This window comes from uncultured Campylobacter sp. (assembly GCF_938039205.1).
Taxonomy (GTDB): domain Bacteria; phylum Campylobacterota; class Campylobacteria; order Campylobacterales; family Campylobacteraceae; genus Campylobacter_A.
Genome location: NZ_CALHVM010000058.1, coordinates 70,104 through 91,273, shown reverse-complemented (window position 1 = coordinate 91,273; position 21,170 = coordinate 70,104). Strand labels below are relative to the sequence as shown.

The following is a 21,170-nucleotide window of genomic DNA, read 5'->3' as shown; positions in this document are numbered from 1 at the left end:
CGCAAATTTAGCGGACACCTGTGCCTTGATCAAATTTACCGCCCTCATCTTAGCAACCTATAAATTTTAACCGCGCCGTTTAAAACGACCGGCTCAAACAGCTCTTTATCGTAGTTTTCGAGTACGAAAAGCTGTATGTAGGCCGAGTTTAGCACCGCTTCGTCAAGCACCAAAAACCGCCTGTAATCCTTCATAAAAATTAGGTAAATTTTACCGTCCGAGTCCATCTCGTGTTTTTTGACGACCAGCTTATCCTTTTCGTCGTAGCTTGTTTCAAAGTAAGTATTTACGGGTATTTCGCGCTCGCCGATATAGACCTTGGACGCGTCGCCCGATACGCTAAACCCTCCGCCGATATTTATCGTATCGCCGTCCACCGAGTAAGGCTTGCCCGGATAAAATATCGCTCCATACTCCTCGCCGCTGTTTAGATCGAGGTTTGAAAAGCGCAAAACGGCGCTAAAGATATCGATCATGGAGTCAGGCAGATAATAATAAATCTCGCGTGTTTTTTGTGGCGGCTGGAAATCCTTGCTATTTAGCGAATACAAAAACGAATTTACGCTCGTGGCGTTGTAGTCCTTTATCATCTGGTTTAAATTTAACCCGAATCTCTCGCTAAAATTTCGCTCGGTGTATTCGACCTCGAGACGCGCCATATTTGCCGACATGCGCTGGTTGCTAGCAAGAGCAAAGCTCACGGCGAAGTTATCCCTACCTAGGTGCTTGCCACCGTCGATGAGGGTTTTGACGTCCGCGTAGTAGCGGATCGGGTAGCCATAGTCCCACCACGCCAGCACGTAGTCCTCGCGCCCCGCGATCTTGTGTAGCTTATCCAGGCTCTCGACCTCGCTTTTGGCAAAAACGGTGCCGACTTTGTAGCCGTAAATGTGCTCTAAGCAAGGCATCAAGGATAGCGCGGCGATACAAAAGACGCAAATTTTTTCTAAAAGGGCGTGTTTTTTGAGCGAGCTTAGGCCTGAGACCATAAAATAAGCCGCCCCGCAAATAAGTGCCGCCGCCGCAAACGTGGCTAGATATACGCCAAAGCCCGCCTCGCCGTCAAAATTTGGCGCGAAAACTGGAGATTTGCCGTGCAAAAGGCTGTAATATTTATCAAAATACAAAAAGAAAAACGCAAAAAACGCCGCTAAACAAACGGTGCAAAATTTGTCTAAAATTTTATCTTTTCCAAAAAAACTCACGCAAAGTGCCGCAAAATATCCAAATCCTATCGCCATCACGGGCACGGAGTAGATCGTAAATCTAAGCCCGCCTTTTAGCGCCAAAAACCCAAGTAGCAGCATCGGGAGCGCAAGCAAAAAGGAGCGAAATTTAAGACAAAGCGCGGCGATGCCTACAAGCGACAAAACAAATGTAACGATATGACCGCTGATACGCTTAGCAAAGGCATTTATCGACTCAAACTCAAACGAATAATCGCTCATTTCCATTATCGTTTTATTTACGTTATAAAAATGAAAAACCGGCTCACTACTCTCGGAACCCCCGCGAAATACGTAAAATTTAAGCTGAAATAAAATTTGATTTAGTCCGCCGCTAAAACCCAGAAGCGCGACGGCTAAAGCAAGACAAGCCGCGATAGCGCGTTTATCCCAGATCTGCGGACGAAATCTCATCGCTAGATAAAGCGCGACCGCAAGCGCGCTTTTAGCGTAAAAATCGATATACGTAAGTGCAACTATCATCAAAATGACAGCCTCGTAATTTAGCGCGTTTTTCCTATCAAAAACCAAAGTATAGAGCAAAAATGCGCCCAGCATGGCAAAATTTAGAGAGTAAGAGCTCGGATACCACCAGTCGTTTATCAGGATAAAAATCGGGATAAAAATGAGATCATTTGCGTTTTTTTTCTGCGCGAGGCGTATCATCGCCCAGACGCTAAATGCGGGCAGCACGATCGTGAGCATATCGGTGTCGTAGTAGCCCGCCATCGTGCGGTTGTAGTAGCTATTTGCAATGCTAGCTAGCAGCGCCGCCGCAAAGCCCATGCCGGGCATCTCATACTCTTTGCCTATCAAAATCACGGGAATAACGATAAGCGAGCTAAAAAACACGCTCATATAAAGCAAGATACTCTCGAAGCTAAAAGGCAAAATTTGATACAAAAAATACGTAAGCGTGGGCATCGAGCGGCCGTAATAGCTAAGGTCGTTTGGCTGATGAAAGCCCGCTATCATGTCGCGCGCGCCCTCGGCAAAGGCGTAGCCGTCGTTTGTGCTGATCATGAGCTGATCGTTCCAGAAAAAGTGCTGATATTCGCCCGCCCAGTACACCCAGTACATCCTGCAAACCACGCTAAAAACAAACGCCGCAAGCATCAAAAAACAAGTTTGCTTTGAAAATTTAAATTTGCCGGGGAATTCTAAAATTTTACTCGCCATTTTCACCCTCTAAGTATCCTATGAGTTGCGCCGCGACGGCGTTTTTATCAAATTTTACTACGCGGTCGTACGCTCTTTTTTCGTAATCTTGCCTCAGATTTTCATCCTCAAGCGCTCTCCTCATCGCCGACTCCATAGCTTTTTCGTCGTCAACAGGAGTTAAAATGCCGTACTCATCGTCGCCAAGAAGCTCTCTAGCGCCGCTTTTATGATCGGTGGAGATGATAAATCTCTCGCAAGCAAGCGCCTCCAAAAGCACGTTTGAAAAGCCCTCAAAGCGCGAAGCGCAGACAAAACACTGCACGCTTTTGATAAATTTAAACGGATTTTTATCCGTGCCTAGCAGCTTTACTCGCTCGCTCACGCCAAGCTCATCGATCAAATTTTGAAGCTCGCCTTGCAAAGGCCCTTTGCCTAAAATCCCAAGCGTCGCGCGCTCGTCATTTAAATTTGCGATTATTTTTATTAACATCGCTTGATTTTTACCGCTATCAAGCCGCCCGATATTTAGAAAAAACGGCTTAAATTTGCCCTCTAACGGCTCATCGGCGAGAGTTTTTATCGCCGCTAAATCAACCGCATTATATAGCACTTTCGTCTTTTCCCTGTCGCAGCCGAAATTTCGCACGAGATCATCGGCATTTCCCTGCGCGTTAGCAAGGATAAGATCGGCTCTAGAGTAAAGAGCCTTGACTAAAATTCTATTAGCCAGCCCGCTAAGGCCGCTTTTATAGATAACCGACGGACAGCTGCGCTCGCTTATAACCATACGTCCTTTTACTCCGGCGATCCTTGCTAAAAGCGCGATGTAGCAAGGACGGTTCATTAAGACAAAATGCAGGTCAATAGCCAAGTCGTCGCAAAGTTTTTTATAGTTTAAGGCTAGAAACGGAAACAAAAGCCCCAAACGAAAAAGCTTTTTTACGCCGCTCTCATATGGATCCGAGCGCTCGAGGAAGTGAATTTTAACCGCGCTTGGTATCTCGTAGGCTACAACCTCGCTCATCAAAACGAGATGAACTTCGTATTTTTCGCACAGAGCCGGGAGCAAATTTGAAACCACGCGCTCCGCGCCGCCCGGCCCCATCGAGTAGAGAAAAACGGCTAATTTTTTCATTCGCCGCGCGTTTTTTTGTATATCCAAACGCGAATTTTAGTTAAAAACAAAATCATAGACTTTGGAAACGGGCTTAAAGTCAGCATCGCCAGCGCTTCTTTGGTAAATTTAAATTTGAGGCTTTTAAAAAGATATTCGTACATTTTTTTGTATTCGCCGCCAAATTTAGCATAGTACGCCGCCATTTTATAGAGGATCGCGATATGAGCATCGTTTACGCGAAATTTCGGCTCGGCCGAATTTGCCCCGTTTGCTCTAGCTTGAGCGTTTTTCTCAGCAATCTTTTGCAAAATGAGCTCCGCAGTCATCGCGTAGCCTTTCATTATGCAAAGCGGGCGCTTAAACGAGTTTATCGTGACGCTGTCGCTGCGGTGAAAGCGGTAAATACGCACTGCATCGTGTAGATAGTAAGCAGGAAGATCAAAAAGGTAGATCCAAAGCGTATTTTCGCTACCGTAAAGCCCCTTTTCAAAGCGCCTCTGCCCGATCGCATCGCGGCGAAACATTATCAAAAACTCGCCCGTTATCTTGCCGTCGTAGTAGTCCTGCGGCGAAATTTCCCCGCTTTTATTTAGTCCAAATCCCGAAAATTTCGTCGTCGGCTCGCCGTCAATCTCAAAATAACAGTTCGCCCATACGCTAGCATACCCCTGCTCTAGCACGGCCGCCATCTTGCTTATGGCGCCTTCTATCAGCAAGTCATCGTCGTCTAGTATCACGAAAGCATCGCCGCTAGCGTGGTCAAAACCGTTGTTTTTATTGCCGTTTGGGCCGCGGTCATAGGTTTGGTTTAAGACGTATTTTACGTTGCCATATTTAGCGACGTAGCTTTGCGCAAGCTCGCGCGTGCCGTCGTTTGAGTTATCGTCGCTGATTATGATTTCTTTGTTTTCGTAGTCTTGAGCCAGCGCGCTTTTTAGGGCGGCTTCAAAAAGCTCTTTGCGGTTGTAGGTTGGGATTATTATGCTTACTTTTAGCATTTTAGCTCTTTATGTTTTGTGTGATAAAATCCATCCACTTTTGATAAATTTGATCGGTTTTAAAGGCATTTTTGCGCTCGTTGGCGTTTTTTACCAGCTCTAGTCTTAGCTCCTCGTTGCGCATTAAAAGTTCGATTTTACTTCCGAGCGCTTTTACGTCGTCTATCGGTACTAAAAATCCGTCCTTGCCGTCCTCGATGAGCTCTTTTGCGCCGCTTGTAGCAGTCGCCACCCTAGCGCAGTTAAAAAATACGCTCTCGATTAAAACGTTTGGTAAGCCTTCGGTTTTAGAGCTTGAGACTAAAATTTTAGACCTTTCGTAAAGCGAAGCGACATCGCTCGTTTGCCCTATAAATTCGGCATTTAGATGCAGTTGTTCGTGCGCGATGAGCTCTAGCCTTTGCCTTTCCTCGCCAGCGCCTGCTATCACAATTTTCCACTCTTTTAAAAGCTCTTTATCTACTAGGCTCATAGCTTTTAAAAATACGTCGCAACCTTTAAGCGAGATGAGACGACCGACGAAAAGGATGATATTTTCCTTCGGCAAGCCCTGTTTTTTGGCTTCAAACATCGGATTATACATCACGGTTTTATTTTTTACGAAGCTATAGTATTCGTAGTCCTCTTTTGTAAGCACCGTGAGTCCGCTAGCTAGCGGGTATAGAATACGGCGCAAAAACAGCCAGCCGCGCCCTTTGAAAAAATCGGCGCTTGAATGCTCGCTGATAAAAAGCGGTTTGTTTATAAATAAATTCGACAAAATCACGTTGATATTGGTGCTATCCATCGAAGAGATAACGACGTCAAAACCGCCGTTTTTGATCAAATTTCGCTGATAAAAAAACTTTTTCACACGCCTGATTAAATTTGCAAAAAATCCTTTTTTTACCATCGGAAAAGGCAAATCGATCAGCTTTATCCTCTCGTCTAGCTCGTAAAACGGCGGTTTGGTGTCAAATTTTAAAAGCGTTACGTCGTGAAATTTCGCAAAATAGCTCGCTAGCAAGCTCATCACGCGCTCAGCGCCGCCTGCTTGCAGGGTCGAAATTATAAATAAAACCTTCATTCTCTCTCCAAATTTTAATCGGTGCGCGAAAATTTAATAAATCTTCAAAATTATTGATTTTATAAATTTTGAGCTTTATAATCGCTTAGTTTCTTATCTTTTAAATATCCGCTCATAGCCTAAAATTGCTGCTTCAAGGCGCGTTGCGGCGACATATTTTAAGCTGTTTAGGCGAGCTAGCGGGGAGACCTTTACCTGCGCTCTTTGCACCCGCTCGGCTTGGATATTTGAGTCCGCTAGATCTGTCGGATGAGCAAAGATATCGCTAAAATACATCTTTAAGCCGTTTTGCAAAAGCAAAATTCTCCAAAAATCAGCCACGCAAAGTGCCTTTTTGTGCGTTTGCAAGATCTTTTCCGCCGCGCGCCTATCAAGCACGTAAGCAGCCGCTCGGTAGATCGTGCCGTAAGAGCGCTTTGAGACCAGCCAAAAATCATCCTCCAGCTTTTTGCCAAATGCACTAAATCGCCCCTCTAGCCCGTCTTGCGCGCCGCAAATGAGCGCCGAGCCTTCGTCCATCTTAGCAGCCGTTTCAAACGCCTTTTTCACGCCGTCCTCGTCTCCGATAACGTCGTCTTCTAAAATGAGAGCAAATTTGGCGTCGCTTTTTAAAAACTCCTCGTAAGCGCGCATGTGAGAGAGCGAGCAGCCGACCTCGGACGGGCTTAACAGCCTGCCGTAGGCCTCAAGGCTAGCTAGCGCGTAGCCATAGTACTCCTTTGCGCTCATAGCCCTGCCGTCGGTCGCCTCGACAAGCTTAAATTCGCCGTAGTTTTTAAACCGCCCTTTTAGCTTTTCTCGGCGCGCCTCGTCGCTTTTTAGCGAAATAACGAATACTAAATTTTTCATCTTTTAAACTTCGATTTGATCTTATTTATCACGATTAGTTGCTCTCTTTTATCAAATATCAAAAATAAGCTCGCGGCGTAACCGAGCGCAAGTAAAACCGCCGAATACGCGGCAAATTCGCTCCAGCTTGAAATCTGCACGAAATTTCGCAGCCAAAAAAACAGCCCGCAAACAGCTACAAAAACGGCCAAATTTTTAAAATAAACGCCATAAAAAGTGGTAAGCGGCAAGCTCAAATTTAAGGCGGCATTTATGAGGTCAAACCCCAAAATGCGCACCGAATAAAGTGCGGCGCCGACGATCGCCATACCGTAAATACCGTAAGGTGTAAATTTAAGCACGGCAATCTGAGCCAAAATCGTGCCGGCACCCAAAATAGTGTTTGCTATCGCGGGGCGTTTTAGTTTATTGGTCGCACTGTCGAGATTAAAAAGCGAAAAAACGTAGCTAATAAATATAATCGGCACCAGGGTTATCATCGAAAGATTATAGATTAGGCTTATCTCATCCGCGCTTTTAAACGGTAGCCAAAGCGTGTAAAATTCGCGTCCAAAAGCCACAAAAATAGCAGCCGGTACGCTCATGACAAAAGCCGTAACTCGCATCGAAAATTTAGCATCCGCAACAAGCGCGGTCAAATTTGACTTAGAGTAGTGCTCGACAAATTTTGGCGCAAATATCGCGCTAAGCTGCGCTACGAAGCTTTCCAAAATGATCGGAGCCGCCTTTGAAACGGCTAAAATTCCCGTCGCGTTAGCGCTTAAAAAGATGTTGCAGATAAACAGATCCATACCGCTCATAAGCACGCGGTTTAGGGCGTTAAAGCTATTATAGACGCCTGATTTTAGCAGCTCTTTTATCCGCGCAAAGTCAAATTCGCGCGGGTTAAATTTAAGCTCCGGAGTGATACGGCGCGAAACCCAAACGCTCGTAAAAAACACAAAGAGCGACGCGACTAGAGCGGAGATCGCGATATAAGCGATCATCGGTCTGAAAAAATAAAAAAGCGCGACGATGAGAACGGCCAAAATGGCGCTAGACGCGGCGTTGCGAACGGAGATGATGTAGAGCTTGTTTTTGATAAACATCGAGACGCTGATGACACCGTTAAAAAGTCCGACGCAAAAATTTATAAAATAAAACGCAAAAGTAAGCCGCACGTCGCTAAGCAGCGCGTCGCTGACGTTTAGCACGCTTTGTAAATTTAAGATAAAAATGCCGGCACCCAGCAAAATCAGAACGCAAAAAAAGATATTTACGACTAGAACCGACGAGTAGTAGGCGTTAGCCGCGCGGGTGCCCCCTCTGTGCCACTCGTACGCGACGAAACGGCCGCTAACCGAGTTTATCGCAGCGGTTACTACTAGAGCATAAGCCACGATAGCGTTAGACAGCCCGACAAAGCCGTAGGCTTCGTTGCCTAGGCTTTTTAGAATGTAAGGCGTGAGGAAAAAATTTATCCCCATCGAGACGATAAAAACGACGATGGAGCTGATCAAATTTACGAGCATTACAGCCTTGCGTCGGCGTTTTCGTAAACGTTTTTGATATCGTAAACGAGAGCTTTGCTAAATTTTAACCCTTTAAATTTATCGTGAGCGACGGCGATCACGACGCAGTCGTAGTCCTCCTCGTCAAAGCTTTTTAGCGGCACGATACCGTATTCGCGCTTTACCTCGGCCTCGTCCGCCCACGGATCGTAGACGTCCACGCGGCAACCAAAATCCTTAAGCTCCTCGATCACGTCTATCACGCGCGAGTTACGGATATCCGGGCAGTTTTCTTTAAACGTAAGGCCAAGCACCAAAACGCGAGCCGAATTTATCAAAACGCCCCTTTTTATCATCAGTTTTACGACCTGATCTGCGGCGTATTTGCCCATATTGTCGTTGATGCGGCGTCCGGCTAGGATCATTTCCGGATGAAAGCCAAGCTCCTGCGCCTTGTGCGTGAGGTAGTATGGATCTACGCCGATGCAGTGGCCGCCTACTAGCCCAGGGCGAAAATTTAAGAAATTCCACTTCGTGCCCGCAGCCTGCAAAACGGCGTTCGTGTCGATGTTCATCTTGTTAAATATCATAGCAAGCTCGTTCATAAAGGCGATGTTGATATCGCGCTGCGTGTTTTCGATGACTTTGGCGGCCTCAGCAACCTTGATAGTAGGCGCTTTATGCGTGCCCACCGTTATGATCGAGCGGTAGACCTCATCGACCTTGTCGGCTACCTCGGGCGTCGAGCCGCTAGTGATTTTTTTGATTTTAGTTACGGTGTGCTCTTTATCGCCCGGGTTTATGCGCTCAGGCGAGTATCCGCAGAAAAAGTCCTCGTTAAATTTAAGCCCGCTTTGCTCAAGCAGCGGCACGCAAATCTCCTCCGTGACGCCAGGATACACCGTGCTTTCATACACGACTATATCGCCCTTTTTTAGCACCTTTGCGACGCTTTGCGTGGCTTTTACCACTGGCGTTAGATCGGGACGTTTGTTTTTATCTATCGGCGTCGGGACGGTAACGATAAAGAAATTGCAATCCTTTATATCGTCCAAATTTAGGCTAAATTTCATGCCGTTCTCTATCGCTTTTTTCATCTGCTCGGCGCTAAGCTCCAGTGTGCGGTCATACCCGCTTTTGAGCTCCTCTATGCGGGCGGCATTGACGTCAAAGCCCGTGACTTCGTATTTCTCGCTAAATGCAGCCGCCAAAGGCAGCCCAACGTATCCTAGTCCAATAACGGCTATTTTCATTTATTTTTCCTTTTTAATTTTTTTGGTTCTATCGTTTTTACGCGTTCATACATTCTTATTTCCGCGCCTACTCCTTGCGGAGTTATGATTTTAACGGGGCTAACGCCAGGTAAAATTTGAGTGAATTCGTAATAAACCCGCCTCTTTTTCTTTCCGTCCTTGCAAAGCATCATCGTTTGCGCCAGCTCGTCACCGCCGCTAAATTCATAATAAATCCCGCGCGCGTCCTCTTTTTCCTCGAGTTTTCCGCCGAGTAAAAAGGCAAAGTTGCAGTTGATTTGCATATCTTTAAAAAACGCGACTTCGTATTTAAAATAATCAGGCGGCATCTTTGAAATAGGTAGCTCGAAAATATTTTCCTCGGTTTTCGCCGCGTTTTCGCCCGCCAAAAGCGCAAACGGCAGCGCGCAAGCCGCGATAAAAAGTAAAATTTTCCTCATGCTTTTACTCCGATTTGAAAATACTTAAAGCCCAAATTTGACAGATTTTTCGCGTCGTATTGATTGCGCCCGTCAAAGATCACGGCATTTTTTAGCCGCTGTTTCATCTCCATAAAATCAGGCGACCTAAACTCGCTCCACTCGGTAACCAGCGCGAGCGCGTCGGCGCCGTTTAGCGCGTCGTATTTGTTTGGAGCAAATTTTAAATTTGAGTTAGGTAGATATTTTTTGGCTTCGTTTACGGCTTTTGGATCGTAGGCGACTACGTTTGCGCCCGCGTTTTCTAGCGCTTTTATGAGCACTAGCGAGCTAGCCTCGCGCATATCATCGGTGTTTGGTTTAAACGCTAGCCCCCAAATCGCCACCGTTTTTCCGCTCAAATTTCCGCCGAAAAATGCTGAAATTTTTTCAAAAAGCACCGTTTTTTGCGCCGCGTTTCTAGCCTCCACCGCGCTTAAAACCTTCGGCTCAAAACCGTTTTGTCTGGCGGTGTAGATGAGCGCCTCGACATCCTTTGGAAAACAGCTACCGCCGTATCCGCAGCCAGGATATATAAAGCTATAACCGATGCGAGAGTCGCTGCCGATTCCTTTTCGCACCAAATTTACATCCGCGCCTACGCGCTCACAGATACCCGCGATCTCGTTTATAAAGCTTATTTTAGTCGCTAGCATAGCGTTTGCGGCGTATTTGGTCATCTCTGCGGACTTTACGTCCATAGCGATAAAGCGGTCGTGATTTTTCATAAACGGTGCGTAAAGCTCGCGCATAACGCTTTGACCCCACTCGCTACTAGCGCCTACTACGACGCGATCGGGCTTTAAAAAGTCCTCTACTGCCGCGCCCTCTTTTAAAAACTCGGGGTTTGAGACGACTTCAAATTTGACGTCCATATTTCTCTTTTTTAGCTCGCCCGCGATCACTTCGGTTACCTTCTCTGCAGTGCCGACGGGGACGGTTGATTTATCCACGACGATTAGCGGCGAGGTTAAATTTTGCCCGATACTTTTTGCGACCTCTAGCACGTAGCGTAGATCAGCCTGCCCGTCCGCGCCCATAGGCGTGCCCACTGCGATAAATAGCACGCTAGCGTGCGCCAAGGCCTCTTTTATATCGACGCTAAATTTGAGTGCGCCGTTTACCCTGCACTCCGCGACGATCTCAGAAAGTCCAGGCTCATAGATCGGTATGACGCCGTTATTTAGGGCGTTTATCTTGGCTTCGTCTACGTCTACGCATATGATGTCGTTGCCCATTTTAGCTAGGCACGCGCCGCTAACGAGCCCCACGTAGCCAGTGCCTACGACTGCGATCCTCACAGCCTCTTCTCCCACTCAAGCGCGGTTTTTATGATTAGCGCCAGATCCTCTCTCTTAGGCTGCCAGTTAGTTAAATTTCTTATCTTTTCAGGCTTTGCGATGAGTCGTGCGGGGTCGCCCTGTCTGCGAGGCGAGTTAATAACCTTAAAATCAACCCCGCTTACTTTTTTAGCCGTTTCTATAACTTCCTTTACGCTAAAGCCGCGGCCGTAGCCAACGTTAAAGATTTCGCTTTTTTCGTACTCACTTAGATACTCTAGCGCGCTTAAATGTGCGTCGGCCAGGTCGCTCACGTGGATATAGTCTCTCACGCAGGTGCCGTCTGCGGTAGGATAGTCGCTACCAAAAATTCCCATACTCTCACGCTTACCCAGAGCCGTCTGCGTCGCGACTTTGATTAGATGCGTGGCGTTTGGATAGTTTTGCCCGATGAGACCCTCCTCGTCGGCGCCCGCGACGTTAAAGTAACGCAAAATCGCAAATTTGAAATTTTCATTTGAAGCGGCGTAATCTTTGATGATCCACTCGCTCATTAGCTTGCTTCGGCCGTACGGGTTTATCGGATTTGCCGCGGTTTGCTCATCGACCTCTCCGATCTCTGGCTCGCCGTAAACCGCCGCCGTGGAGCTAAAGATAAATTTATTTACGCCGTACTGCTTACAATAGGTCAAAATTTTAGCGACGTTTGCGGTGTTGTTTAGGTAGTATTTTAGCGGATCTTGCGTGCTTTCAAAAACCTCGATAAATGCGGCGAAATGGATAATCGCGTCAAATTTGCCCTCCGCAAAAATCCCGCTTAGATCATCTTCCAAATTTGCCTTTACGAACTTAAATTTACCGATTTTCTCAAGCGCGTCAAGCGCCTTTGTAGTACCTTTGCAGAGATTATCCACGACCGTTATCTCGTGCCCGCCTTGCTTTAAAAGCGCCTTTAGCACGTGAGAGCCGATGTAGCCCGCTCCGCCTGTTATTAAAATTTTCATAGCGATTCCTAATATTGTGATTTACGAATACATTTCGTTATGCATGCTTTTGCTAAATTATTTTTCTTTACTGCAGAATTGCCTTTCGCAAGGTATGCCGTCGTTATCGCCGTCGGTTCTTTGAGTTCCACCATCCTCGTATCTTCCGCATTTTTTTAGATACTCTTTTGCCTCGGCGCAACTGCTAAAATGACTGCAATGCGTTTTTTTGTTGCAATCAATCGTAGTACTGAAAGCAAAACTTGCGACCATTAAACTAAGCAAAACATATTTCATATTTTTCTCCTTAAAAGATGAGCGATTTTAGATAGCTTCGGTATTATATGTAGATTAAACTTATAGAAATCTTTTGCAGCAATGTGCCTGTTAAATTTGCCCAAGAGAGCGACAGCTGCGTAAAACAAGCGCTTTTTGATACAAGCGTTTCAAATAGCAGAAAAAGAATTAGGCTAGCTTGACAGGCAAGACTTTACAAAATATGAAAAACAATGCAAGCGGTAAATTTACCAAAAAGCACTTTCAATTAAATTTAACCGCTTTTATCAGCAAATTTTGCCCCAAAACAGCCAAATTTAATCCTCTCTAACCCGCAAAAATATCGGAAACCTAGGCAATCCTTTTGCGGTTAAATTTTGATATTTGTAGGTTATTATAGAGCCGATCTTAGGCGGGTTTGCGCGCTCTTCGTCGCTAAAGCCCGAGCCTATCTTAAATTTTACTCCGATAGCGATTTGCTCGTCTGGGTTTGAGCCTGCAGCGCCGAGCGATTTGCATGTTACCGAGCCCATGAGCCCGGCGTATTTACCCGTTCCCGCGTTTATCGCCGTTACTTCGCACTCGGCGTCTTTAAATTTTTTATATTTCAGAGCGTTTTTGCTTCGTTTTCGCTCGTATGGCGCATTTGGCTCGCGCACGACGGCACCCTCACCGCCCTTTGCGATGATGGCCTCCGCAAATGCCTCAAATTCGGCGTTATCTTTTATTTTTACTTGTTTGATTATCTTTAAATTTTGTCCTGATTGCGGATTTTGCAAGATAAATTTTTCAAGCTCGCCAAGGCGATCTAAAAGTCCGCCGCTAGCCTCAGGTACGTCAAAAACGTAAAATTTGATCTCGCTCCACGCCGCGACGCTGGGCGTTTTATCCATCACTATCGATTGGATTTTTTCAAATTCGCCCCGAGCCGTATAGAGCTCGCCGTCAAGCGCAAATGGCGGAAAATGCGCGCTCCAGCCCCCTGGCGCGGCTAGAATTTTGCCGTTTCGCGAGAGCAAATTTCGCCCATCCCAGTAGGCGCGCACGCCGTCTAGTTTCTCGCTAGCTAGCCAGGCGCCGACGTTTTGTCCTTTATATTCGCTAAGTTTTAAAAGCTCAAATTTAGCCTTTTTAGCGGCATCTGCGCTCACCGCGCTGCTTAGATTTTCGCTATGCGCTGCCAAAGCTAAATTTAAAAAGGCGGCCAGCAAGAGCGCGAAAAATCTCAAATTTTAACCCCGTAAAACTCGCAGTACCACTCGATAAACCTCGCTACGCCGTCATTTACGCTAGTGTTTGGCTTGTAGTCAAAGTCCGCTACCAGATCACCCACGTCCGCATAGGTCGCAGGTACGTCGCCGGCTTGAAGCGGGAGGAAGTTTTTCTCTATCTCACGGCCGATTTTTAGCTCGACGGCCTTGATGTAGTCCATGAGCTCGACGGGGCTGTTGTTGCCGATATTATAGACCTTAAACGGCGCGCTTGACGTGGCGGGATCCGGATGCTTCGCGTCCCACGCTGGATTTGGTTTTGCAGGGTTGTCGATGCATTTTATGATGCCCTTTACGATGTCGTCCACGTAGGTAAAGTCGCGCTTCATCTTGCCGTAGTTAAAGACGTCGATTTTCTTGCCTTTTAGCGCGGCGTCGACGAACAAAAACAGCGCCATATCAGGGCGTCCCCACGGACCGTAAACGGTGAAAAATCGCAGTCCCGTAGTCGGCACGCCAAATAGATGCGAGTACGTATGCGCCATCATTTCGTTGCTTTTTTTAGTCGCGGCGTAGAGGCTGATCGGGTGATTTACGCCTTCGTGCGTAGAAAACGGCATATTTTCGTTTAGGCCGTAGACCGAACTAGAGCTTGCGTAGACTAAATTTGCGGTTTGGTTGTGGCGGCAGCACTCAAGGATGTTCATAAAGCCCGTAACGTTGCTGTCGATGTAGGCTTGCGGGTTTATTAGCGAGTAGCGAACGCCCGCCTGAGCGGCCAAATTTACGACGCAGTCAAATTTCTCGCTCTCAAAAAGCCTTTTCATCGTCTTGCCGTCGGCTAGATCGGCTTTTATAAATTTTAAATTGGGCTGCGTTTTTGAGGTGATAAGCTTGCCATAGTCTATCTCGCTTACGTCAAAGCCCGCCGTCTTTAGGCGCGCGAGCTTTAAATTTACGTCGTAGTAGTCGTTTATGACGTCGTATCCAACGACCTCGTCGCCTCTTTTTACCAGGGCGTTTGCCAAGTGAAATCCGATAAATCCCGCCGTTCCGGTTACTAAAATTTTCATGTTTTTTCCTTTACGATTTGACGTTATTTTAGCACAATCTCATTTATTTCGCCGTTAGCCTGTGCGCCTCGAGGTAAAATTTGAGCAAATTTGCGCGGCCTTGGGGTCAAATTTGGCTTTTAAATTTGCAAATTTAAGTGGATATTCTTAAACGAACTTTTAAAAATTTTACTATTTTACTGTTATAATCAACTAGCCAAATTTACACGAGGATACGACGATGCCTAGTATCAAAAAAGCCGCTCTGCTTTGCCTTTTTAGTGCATTTGCCCTGCTCGGACACGCAGCCGAGCTCTACGTCTCAAAAGACCTGGGCGACAACGCAAATGCCGGCACCAAAGAAGCGCCGCTAAAAAACATCGAAAAAGCCGCCCAAATAGCCCAAATAGGCGACAAAATTTGCGTCGCCGAGGGCAACTACTACGGGCTAAGAGACAAAGGCTTTATCATCATCAAAAAGCCCGTCGAGATCTACGGCGGCTACTCCAAGGACTTCGCCGCGCGCGACGTTTTAAAGCACCAAACCCGCATCATGCCGCCTGCGTCCGTTAACGGCACGGGCTCGTCAAATCCGCTAGTCGAGCTAGACGTCGTCGCAGCACCTGGAGAGAGGCTCATTTTTGACGGCATTATCTTTGATAAGGGCGACTCAAACGCCTATGATCCAAGCAGAGGTAAGCCAAGAGGCGTAGAAACAGGCATGCTCGTCCTGCCGCCCGGAGTCGGTCAAAACGGCAAGGCTACAAACGTCATCACTGCGGCAAAACCGCTTTTGGGCGGTAAATTTTTAGGCGGCGGCGAGCTTGCGATACGAAACAGCGTCTTTGGCAACGGCAACAACTCAGCGGTGAGACTAGGCGCTCACGGCGAGGTAAATATCGCAAACAACGTCTTTGTTGCAAACGCCATCAGCGCCTGCGAAATCTGGGGCGCGAAAAATCAAGCCGACGCCGTCAAAATCGACTTTAGCTACAACACCATGCTTTTTACCTGGCCGCGAACGGCTAGCTTTGGCGACGGCGGCCAAGGCTTTAAGGTCATGACCAAAGCAGACGTCGTCATCCGCCGCAACATCATCGGTCTCTCGGCCTTTGCGGCGATAGAACGCGCCCGCATCGATAGTCCCGTAGCCATGGAGAAAGGACGAAAAGTGCGCGTAAACGACAACCGCTTTTTCCTCAACAAAAAAGCCGACGCCATCCTGCCGGGACTCGGACTTTTTGAGACGATATTTGCAAAGGATTTTGCAGATGTGGATCTCTTTGACGAGGCGGTCGGTAACGAGGAGCTAAAGGACGACAGATCGCTAAGAAAAGCCATAAACAAGGCGTATATGGAAGGGTTTTTGGACGCTTCATACAAAGAGAGCGTGGACTACGATCCAAATTCGTTTACAAACGAGCTAAGAAGGGTGTTTGGGATAAATCAAATCGCGACAGGACAAAGCGAAGTGTCGATGTTTGCCAACAAATATCCGCTAAAAGACGCGATTAAACTCTTTGGCGCGGTAGAGGGCTACGGCGCGCAGGAGATAAAGTACTGATTTGCCATGTGTTTTGTCTAGAAATTTGACATTTACGGGATTGTTTTCGTGCCGTCTTTCGTCAAATTTGATTTAGTCGCGGTCAAATTTGCAAATTTGCAGCTATTTTTGCGGCGTTAGGTTGCGTGTCTTTTTCGTCAAATTTGATGCTGTAGCCGCTAAAGCGAAATAAAATTTGCCCAGTAAAAGCCAAATTTACTAATCGCTCGCCAAGCTACGTCAAATTTGACCGCGCCCTAAAAACAAAATACGCGTCAAATTTACCAAGCCCGTGCCGTTTCGAGCCGTTTTGGCCTGCCAAATTTCGCTAACCTCTCACTGCTCGTCCAAATTTATCTCGGGCATATTTTCTTCGGTGTAGTACTCCTCTGCCCCGGCCTGTTCGCCGTCTTCGTCAAGCTCGGGCTCATCCTCGTAGTTTTGCGTCTCAAGGCGCACTAGTTCGCGATCGACCGCCTCGCAAAAAACCGGCGTATAGCCCATCTGAGCGCAGTTTGCCACTAGCCACTCGCTCATCACCGAGATATCGTCGGCGTAATCATCCAGCGTCAAATTTCCGCGCAAAAGCTCGTATTTTAGGAAAAGCCAGTAGGTGTTTAGCACGTCGCTTTCGCAGTATTCGTTGATCTTATCTATCTTGCCGTCAAAAAACAGCTCCATCACCTGATCGCCGTGCACGTCGTATTTACCGGGCAAATTTAAGCTAGCGCAGAGCGTGTCCAGCTTTAGCCCGCGCACGGAGCCAAACTCGCTCACGTGGTCAAGCAGATCAAAGTGAAATTTACCGCTGTATCGATCGCGGTAGTTGCCGTCCCATTTGCCTTTGCCAAGCTCCTTGTTTTCGACCTCGTAAAAGCTCGGAAACGAGATGTTGTACCTCATCGCGCGCATTAAAATCATCGGCAGGTCAAAGCCGCGCCCGTTAAAGCTCACGAGACGCGGGTTGTGCGAGTTTACGAAGCCGATAAATTTATTTAGGATTTCGCGCTCGTTTGCGCCCTTCATCGTGCTTACGCGCAAAAATTTACCGTACTCGTCCGCCATCACAGCTGAAATCGCCACGACGCAGTGAAACATCACGGGTAAAAACTCGCTTCCACTTGCTGCTTTTTGCGCGGCAAACGCCTGCCTCGCCACCTCCGCGTCGCTTCCCTCAAAGCCGTAAATTTTACGCAAAAGCGCGGTGTCCGGCACCGTTTCGCAGTCAAAAACGCAGATATAATTTTTAGCCATTTCAAACCTTTTTTAGCTATTTTTGCCTAAAATGATAGCTAAAAATCTTTATAAAAGCGATAAATGAATAAAAACACAGCCCCAAACATCGCCGTTATCAAGCTCTCCGCCCTGGGCGACATCGTCCACGCGGTAGTTATTTTGCAGTTTATCAAAAAGCACCTGCCAAAAGCGAAAATAACGTGGTTTGTAGACGCTAAATTTAGCGAGATTTTATTCCTTTGTCCGCAAATTTCGCACGTCGTTTCGCTACCGCTAAAAAACGGCGAATACAAAAAAAGCTTGGGACTGATCGCCTCCGCAAAGCAGGATGGCAAATTTGACTATGTCATCGACCTGCAAGGACTTCTCAAATCCGCCGCGATCGCAAAGCTTCTTGGAAAAAATAGCTACGGATTTGACAAATTTAGCGTCAAGGAACCGCTTGCGGCGCTGTTTTACGGGCATAAATTCAGCTGCAACTACGCCCAAAATATCATCTTGCGAAATTTGAGCCTTACGGCTTTTGCTCTGGGGTTTAGCTTTAGCGAGGATGAGATTTTAGCCAAGCAGCCTTGTTTTAGCGCTTCGCAAAGTAAATTTGATAGCTCAAAAAAGAAAATTTTGATTGCGCCTTTTGCTAGCGAACCGAGTAAAATTTACAATAAATTTGGCGATGTTATCGCGCTGCTTGACGATCCGCAAAGTGAAATTTTTGTCTGCTTTAACGGCGAAAAAGAGGAAAAAGAGGCTCTAAATTTGATCAAAAACTCAAACGCAAAATCGCTAAATTTGAGCCTAAAAGAGCTCGTGAGTTTTATCTCAAGCTGCGATCTGGTTATCGGCAACGATAGCGGCGTGACGCATATCGCCTGGGCGCAAAATCGCCCCTCTATCACGCTTTTTGGCAACCGACCGGCCAAGCGAAACGCCTACGCGACGCCCGTAAATTTAACCATCGACGCTGGTAAAAAAATAGACGCGAAAAAGATAGATAAAAGCGACTTTTGCGTGCGAGATATCGCTCCGCAGGCTATCGCAAACGCGGCAAAAAGGCTGCTTGATGCGTGATTTATTTTACCTTTGGCTTTATAGATTTTTTAAATTTATCTTTACCGTTACGCCCGCGTTTTTGCTTGATCCGTTTTTAAATTTCATTGCGTTTTTGTTTTATAAATTTGACGCCAAACACACCAAAATCATCAGAGCAAATCTAAATTTCGCCTACGCGGACGAGCTAACAGCCGAGCAAAAAGAACAAATCATCAAAGACACGTACCAAAACTTCGCCAAATTTGCGGTAAATTTTATAAAAAACCAAAACGCGAGCAAGGAAAAAATCCTAGAAAAAGTCGAATTTAAAAACGAGCAAATCCTGAAAAACGCGCTTGCTTCGGGTCGTCCGATCATCGTACAAACCGCGCACTACGGGCAGTGGGAGCTCTTTTCGCTGGCGATGGCGGCAAAATTTGGCGGCGTTAGCATCGTCGGACGCGCGCTTGATAGCGCGGTCATGCAGCGCATTTTGGAGGCGAACCGCACCCGCTTTGATATCGAGCTCATCGACAAAATGGGCGGCGCCAAGCAAATTTTAAAAGCGGTCAAGGCGCGCCGATTAGTCGGCATCCTTGTCGATCAAAATACCGCCAAAGACGAGGGCGTAGAGGTTAAATTTTTTGGACGAAAGGTTTTGCATACGCCCGCAGTTAGCATTTTCGCGCAAAAAACAGACGCACTCATCGTACCCGCGTTTATCCGCGAAAAAGGGGCAAAACTCAGCGAAATTTGCTTTTTTCCGCCGATTGACATTAGGGATTTTGACAAAGATGAAGCCGTGCTAAAGGCCACGCAAGCGCAAGCTGACGCCACAGAGGCCGCCGTACGCGAGAAGCCTGGCGAGTATTTTTGGTTTCATAAACGATTTAAACATTTTAACGAGGAAATTTATAAATGCTAAGCGTAGTTATCCTCACGCTTAACAGCGAAAAATACCTCGCCGAGGTGCTAAAAAGCTGCGAATTCGCAGATGAAGTCGTAGTCGTAGATAGTGGCTCGCAGGACGCTACAGAGCAAATTTGCGCAGGGTTTAAAAACGTCAAATTTCACAAAGAAAAATGGCGAGGATTTAGCGCGCAAAAACAGCTGGGCGTGGATCTAGCGCACAATCGCTGGGTTTTCGTGCTAGATAGCGACGAGGTGATTTTGGAGCCGCTGAGGGAGGAAATTTTGCAAATTTTACAGCGACCCGAGTTTTGTGCATACGAGGTGGCGCGCGCAAATATTTTTTTCGGCAAAGAAGTGCGCACGATGGGGCTTTACCCCGACTGCACGGTTAGGCTTTTTGACAAGACGCAGGCGGAGTTTGACGGGCGCGAGATACACGAAAAGGTCGTTTTAAAAAGCGCGGCAAAAACCGGCGAACAAATCTCGGCAGGCACCGCAAACGGCGCAAATTTAACCAGCCCAAAAAATGAAATCGGCAGGCTAAAAAACCACTTCAAACACTACGCGTATGATAGCATCGAGCAGTTTATCGCTAAGCAAAATCGCTACTCGAGCCTGGGAGCAAAGGGTGCAAAATCAAGCAAATTTAAGGCCGTTTTAAATCCCGCGTGGACGTTTTTTAGGCTATTTTTCCTAAAAGGCGGCTGGCGCGAGGGCTGGCGCGGCTACGTGATAGCAAGGCTTTACGCGCAATACACATTTTGGAAGTACGTAAAATGAAAGATAAAAAAATCAAAATCCTAGTTATGAAATTTAGAAACATCGGTGACGTGCTGCTCACGACTCCGCTCGTCGAAAACCTGCGCCGCATCTACCCGGGCGCGCAGATAGATTTCGCGCTAAACAAGGGCACTGAGGCGATGATCGAGGGCAACCCGAACATCCAAAACATCCATATCTACGACCGCGCGAATATAAAAGAGGTCGGCTTTTTCAAGCGACTTTGGCGCGAGCTAAAGTTTATCCGCGCTATCAAAAAGCAAAAATACGACATCGCGGTGCAGACCACGACTGGCGACCGCGGCATCATAGTCGCCAAATACGCCAAGATAAAAACCATCGTGGGCTTTGAGGGCAAAAATAAAGCTGTAAATAAAATTATAACGCACAAAGCCCCTAAAATAGGCGGCCTGCGCCACACAGTGGATCGTAATCTAGACGCCCTGGCCGCGCTAGGATTTGAGCCTAACGGCAAACGAGTTAGCGTGTATTTTGATCCAGAGTGCATCAACTATCTAAATTTACCGCCTAAATTTATCCACGTGCACCTAACTAGCCGCTGGATGTTTAAGTGCGCAGACGACGAAACTATGGCCGCGATAATCGACTTTTGCGAGGGGCTTGGCGTGCGGGTCGTGCTAACGGCCGACAACAACGACGCCGAGCTTAAAAAGCTAGACGCCGTGCTGGCGCTATGCTCCTCTAGCCCCGTAAATCTGGGCGGCAAACTCACCCTAAAGCAAACCGCCGCGCTCTCGAAGCGCTCCGCGATGTTTATCGGCGTAGATACGGCGATCATGCACCTAGCCGCGGCCAACGACGTGCCCGTGATCGCGCTGTTTGGGCCTAGCGGGGCGTTTGAGTGGGGGCCGTGGGATAACGATCTGGACACAAACGGCTACACGCAGCGCAACGGCAACCAAACTATGGGCAAGCACGCGGTATTTCAAAAAGACTGGGACTTCGTACCGTGCGACAAAGAGGGGATGATAAAGCACGGCGTGGAGCGGACGCTGATGAGATTTGAGGGCGAGGAGCTAGAGGCGATAAAAAGCAAAATCAGGGTAAATTTGAGCCGAATCTAAGCGTGCTTTGTAAAATGCGGCCGTTTTGGTTAAATTTTACGAGTAAATTTGAGCTGCGAGCGGTAAGTTTGGCTGCTTTGGTTAAATTTGACGATCAAATTTATCGGCTCGGATCTTGCAAAGTCAAATTTTACTTGAACGCTAGCCGTCAAATTTGAACTTCTT

General features: G+C 47.1%; 19 protein-coding genes. 5 read left to right on the top strand and 14 right to left on the bottom strand.

Annotation, left to right across the window (positions count from 1 at the left end; genetic code table 11):
* Positions 1-44 precede the first annotated feature (44 nt).
* The 13 genes from Q0394_RS09435 to Q0394_RS09375 form a co-directional block, all read right to left on the bottom strand.
* On the bottom strand, positions 45-2,405 hold the full coding sequence (locus Q0394_RS09435) for an STT3 domain-containing protein (protein ID WP_298947153.1): 2,361 nt from the start codon (positions 2,403-2,405) through the stop codon (positions 45-47).
* On the bottom strand, positions 2,395-3,522 hold the full coding sequence (locus tag Q0394_RS09430; protein WP_298947151.1) for a glycosyltransferase: 1,128 nt from the start codon (positions 3,520-3,522) through the stop codon (positions 2,395-2,397). Before Q0394_RS09430 ends, Q0394_RS09435 begins: the two co-directional genes overlap by 11 nt.
* Complete coding sequence (locus Q0394_RS09425) at positions 3,519-4,502, bottom strand: glycosyltransferase family 2 protein (protein WP_298947149.1); 984 nt, start codon at positions 4,500-4,502, stop codon at positions 3,519-3,521. Before Q0394_RS09425 ends, Q0394_RS09430 begins: the two co-directional genes overlap by 4 nt.
* Position 4,503: 1 nt before the next feature.
* Positions 4,504-5,568: a glycosyltransferase gene (locus tag Q0394_RS09420; protein ID WP_298947147.1), complete on the bottom strand. Its 1,065-nt coding sequence runs from the start codon at positions 5,566-5,568 to the stop codon at positions 4,504-4,506.
* A 93-nt stretch (positions 5,569-5,661) separates the two neighbouring features.
* On the bottom strand, positions 5,662-6,417 hold the full coding sequence (locus tag Q0394_RS09415; protein ID WP_298792009.1) for a glycosyltransferase family 25 protein: 756 nt from the start codon (positions 6,415-6,417) through the stop codon (positions 5,662-5,664).
* On the bottom strand, positions 6,414-7,928 hold the full coding sequence (locus Q0394_RS09410; protein ID WP_298947142.1) for an MATE family efflux transporter: 1,515 nt from the start codon (positions 7,926-7,928) through the stop codon (positions 6,414-6,416). Before Q0394_RS09410 ends, Q0394_RS09415 begins: the two co-directional genes overlap by 4 nt.
* Entirely contained in the window at positions 7,928-9,160 is a 1,233-nt protein-coding gene (gene tviB, locus Q0394_RS09405; protein ID WP_298792006.1) for a Vi polysaccharide biosynthesis UDP-N-acetylglucosamine C-6 dehydrogenase TviB, read from the bottom strand. The genes Q0394_RS09410 and tviB overlap by 1 nt, the downstream gene beginning before the upstream one ends.
* Entirely contained in the window at positions 9,157-9,600 is a 444-nt protein-coding gene (locus Q0394_RS09400) for an ecotin family protein (protein ID WP_298792004.1), read from the bottom strand. The genes tviB and Q0394_RS09400 overlap by 4 nt, the downstream gene beginning before the upstream one ends.
* On the bottom strand, positions 9,597-10,919 hold the full coding sequence (locus Q0394_RS09395) for a UDP-glucose/GDP-mannose dehydrogenase family protein (protein WP_298947271.1): 1,323 nt from the start codon (positions 10,917-10,919) through the stop codon (positions 9,597-9,599). Before Q0394_RS09395 ends, Q0394_RS09400 begins: the two co-directional genes overlap by 4 nt.
* The gene (gene galE / locus Q0394_RS09390; RefSeq protein WP_298947123.1) at positions 10,916-11,902 is read right to left on the bottom strand and encodes a UDP-glucose 4-epimerase GalE; all 987 of its coding nucleotides are present in this window, start codon (positions 11,900-11,902) and stop codon (positions 10,916-10,918) included. Before galE ends, Q0394_RS09395 begins: the two co-directional genes overlap by 4 nt.
* 57 nt (positions 11,903-11,959) lie before the next feature.
* On the bottom strand, positions 11,960-12,178 hold the full coding sequence (locus tag Q0394_RS09385) for an excalibur calcium-binding domain-containing protein (RefSeq protein ID WP_298947095.1): 219 nt from the start codon (positions 12,176-12,178) through the stop codon (positions 11,960-11,962).
* Positions 12,179-12,474: 296 nt separating this feature from the next.
* On the bottom strand, positions 12,475-13,386 hold the full coding sequence (locus tag Q0394_RS09380) for a DNA ligase (RefSeq protein ID WP_298947093.1): 912 nt from the start codon (positions 13,384-13,386) through the stop codon (positions 12,475-12,477).
* On the bottom strand, positions 13,383-14,441 hold the full coding sequence (locus tag Q0394_RS09375; protein ID WP_298947092.1) for an NAD-dependent epimerase: 1,059 nt from the start codon (positions 14,439-14,441) through the stop codon (positions 13,383-13,385). The genes Q0394_RS09380 and Q0394_RS09375 overlap by 4 nt, the downstream gene beginning before the upstream one ends.
* 220 nt (positions 14,442-14,661) lie before the next feature.
* Between Q0394_RS09375 and Q0394_RS09370 the strand changes: the two genes are divergently transcribed.
* Entirely contained in the window at positions 14,662-15,984 is a 1,323-nt protein-coding gene (locus Q0394_RS09370) for a DUF1565 domain-containing protein (protein WP_298947090.1), read from the top strand.
* Between the two features lie 315 nt (positions 15,985-16,299).
* On the opposite strand, the gene Q0394_RS09365 is transcribed toward Q0394_RS09370, so the two are convergent.
* Positions 16,300-17,217, bottom strand: a complete 918-nt coding sequence (locus tag Q0394_RS09365; RefSeq protein ID WP_298947088.1) for a 3'-5' exonuclease — start codon at positions 17,215-17,217, stop codon at positions 16,300-16,302.
* Between the two features lie 63 nt (positions 17,218-17,280).
* Between Q0394_RS09365 and waaC the strand changes: the two genes are divergently transcribed.
* The 4 genes from waaC to rfaQ are packed head-to-tail and all read left to right on the top strand — an operon-like array spanning position 17,281 to position 21,005.
* Entirely contained in the window at positions 17,281-18,267 is a 987-nt protein-coding gene (gene waaC / locus Q0394_RS09360; RefSeq protein WP_298947085.1) for a lipopolysaccharide heptosyltransferase I, read from the top strand.
* Complete coding sequence (locus Q0394_RS09355) at positions 18,260-19,153, top strand: lipid A biosynthesis lauroyl acyltransferase (RefSeq protein ID WP_298947083.1); 894 nt, start codon at positions 18,260-18,262, stop codon at positions 19,151-19,153. Before waaC ends, Q0394_RS09355 begins: the two co-directional genes overlap by 8 nt.
* Entirely contained in the window at positions 19,147-19,920 is a 774-nt protein-coding gene (locus Q0394_RS09350; protein ID WP_298947081.1) for a glycosyltransferase family 2 protein, read from the top strand. The genes Q0394_RS09355 and Q0394_RS09350 overlap by 7 nt, the downstream gene beginning before the upstream one ends.
* Positions 19,917-21,005, top strand: a complete 1,089-nt coding sequence (gene rfaQ, locus Q0394_RS09345) for a putative lipopolysaccharide heptosyltransferase III (protein WP_298947078.1) — start codon at positions 19,917-19,919, stop codon at positions 21,003-21,005. The genes Q0394_RS09350 and rfaQ overlap by 4 nt, the downstream gene beginning before the upstream one ends.
* Positions 21,006-21,170: the final 165 nt, after the last annotated feature.

Bases quoted from the DNA above. Each gene is read 5' to 3' on its own strand.
- Q0394_RS09430 (WP_298947151.1), bottom strand. From the start codon at position 3,522: ATGAAAAAATTAGCCGTTTTTCTCTACTCGATGGGGCCGGGCGGCGCG.
- tviB (WP_298792006.1), bottom strand. From the start codon at position 9,160: ATGAAAATAGCCGTTATTGGACTAGGATACGTTGGGCTGCCTTTGGCG.
- galE (WP_298947123.1), bottom strand. From the start codon at position 11,902: ATGAAAATTTTAATAACAGGCGGAGCGGGCTACATCGGCTCTCACGTG.
- Q0394_RS09355 (WP_298947083.1), top strand. From the start codon at position 18,260: ATGCGTGATTTATTTTACCTTTGGCTTTATAGATTTTTTAAATTTATC.
- Q0394_RS09410 (WP_298947142.1), bottom strand. From the start codon at position 7,928: ATGCTCGTAAATTTGATCAGCTCCATCGTCGTTTTTATCGTCTCGATG.
- rfaQ (WP_298947078.1), top strand. From the start codon at position 19,917: ATGAAAGATAAAAAAATCAAAATCCTAGTTATGAAATTTAGAAACATC.
- Q0394_RS09365 (WP_298947088.1), bottom strand. From the start codon at position 17,217: ATGGCTAAAAATTATATCTGCGTTTTTGACTGCGAAACGGTGCCGGAC.
- waaC (WP_298947085.1), top strand. From the start codon at position 17,281: ATGAATAAAAACACAGCCCCAAACATCGCCGTTATCAAGCTCTCCGCC.
- Q0394_RS09350 (WP_298947081.1), top strand. From the start codon at position 19,147: ATGCTAAGCGTAGTTATCCTCACGCTTAACAGCGAAAAATACCTCGCC.
- Q0394_RS09425 (WP_298947149.1), bottom strand. From the start codon at position 4,502: ATGCTAAAAGTAAGCATAATAATCCCAACCTACAACCGCAAAGAGCTT.
- Q0394_RS09415 (WP_298792009.1), bottom strand. From the start codon at position 6,417: ATGAAAAATTTAGTATTCGTTATTTCGCTAAAAAGCGACGAGGCGCGC.
- Q0394_RS09375 (WP_298947092.1), bottom strand. From the start codon at position 14,441: ATGAAAATTTTAGTAACCGGAACGGCGGGATTTATCGGATTTCACTTG.
- Q0394_RS09420 (WP_298947147.1), bottom strand. From the start codon at position 5,568: ATGAAGGTTTTATTTATAATTTCGACCCTGCAAGCAGGCGGCGCTGAG.
- Q0394_RS09400 (WP_298792004.1), bottom strand. From the start codon at position 9,600: ATGAGGAAAATTTTACTTTTTATCGCGGCTTGCGCGCTGCCGTTTGCG.
- Q0394_RS09370 (WP_298947090.1), top strand. From the start codon at position 14,662: ATGCCTAGTATCAAAAAAGCCGCTCTGCTTTGCCTTTTTAGTGCATTT.
- Q0394_RS09435 (WP_298947153.1), bottom strand. From the start codon at position 2,405: ATGGCGAGTAAAATTTTAGAATTCCCCGGCAAATTTAAATTTTCAAAG.
- Q0394_RS09385 (WP_298947095.1), bottom strand. From the start codon at position 12,178: ATGAAATATGTTTTGCTTAGTTTAATGGTCGCAAGTTTTGCTTTCAGT.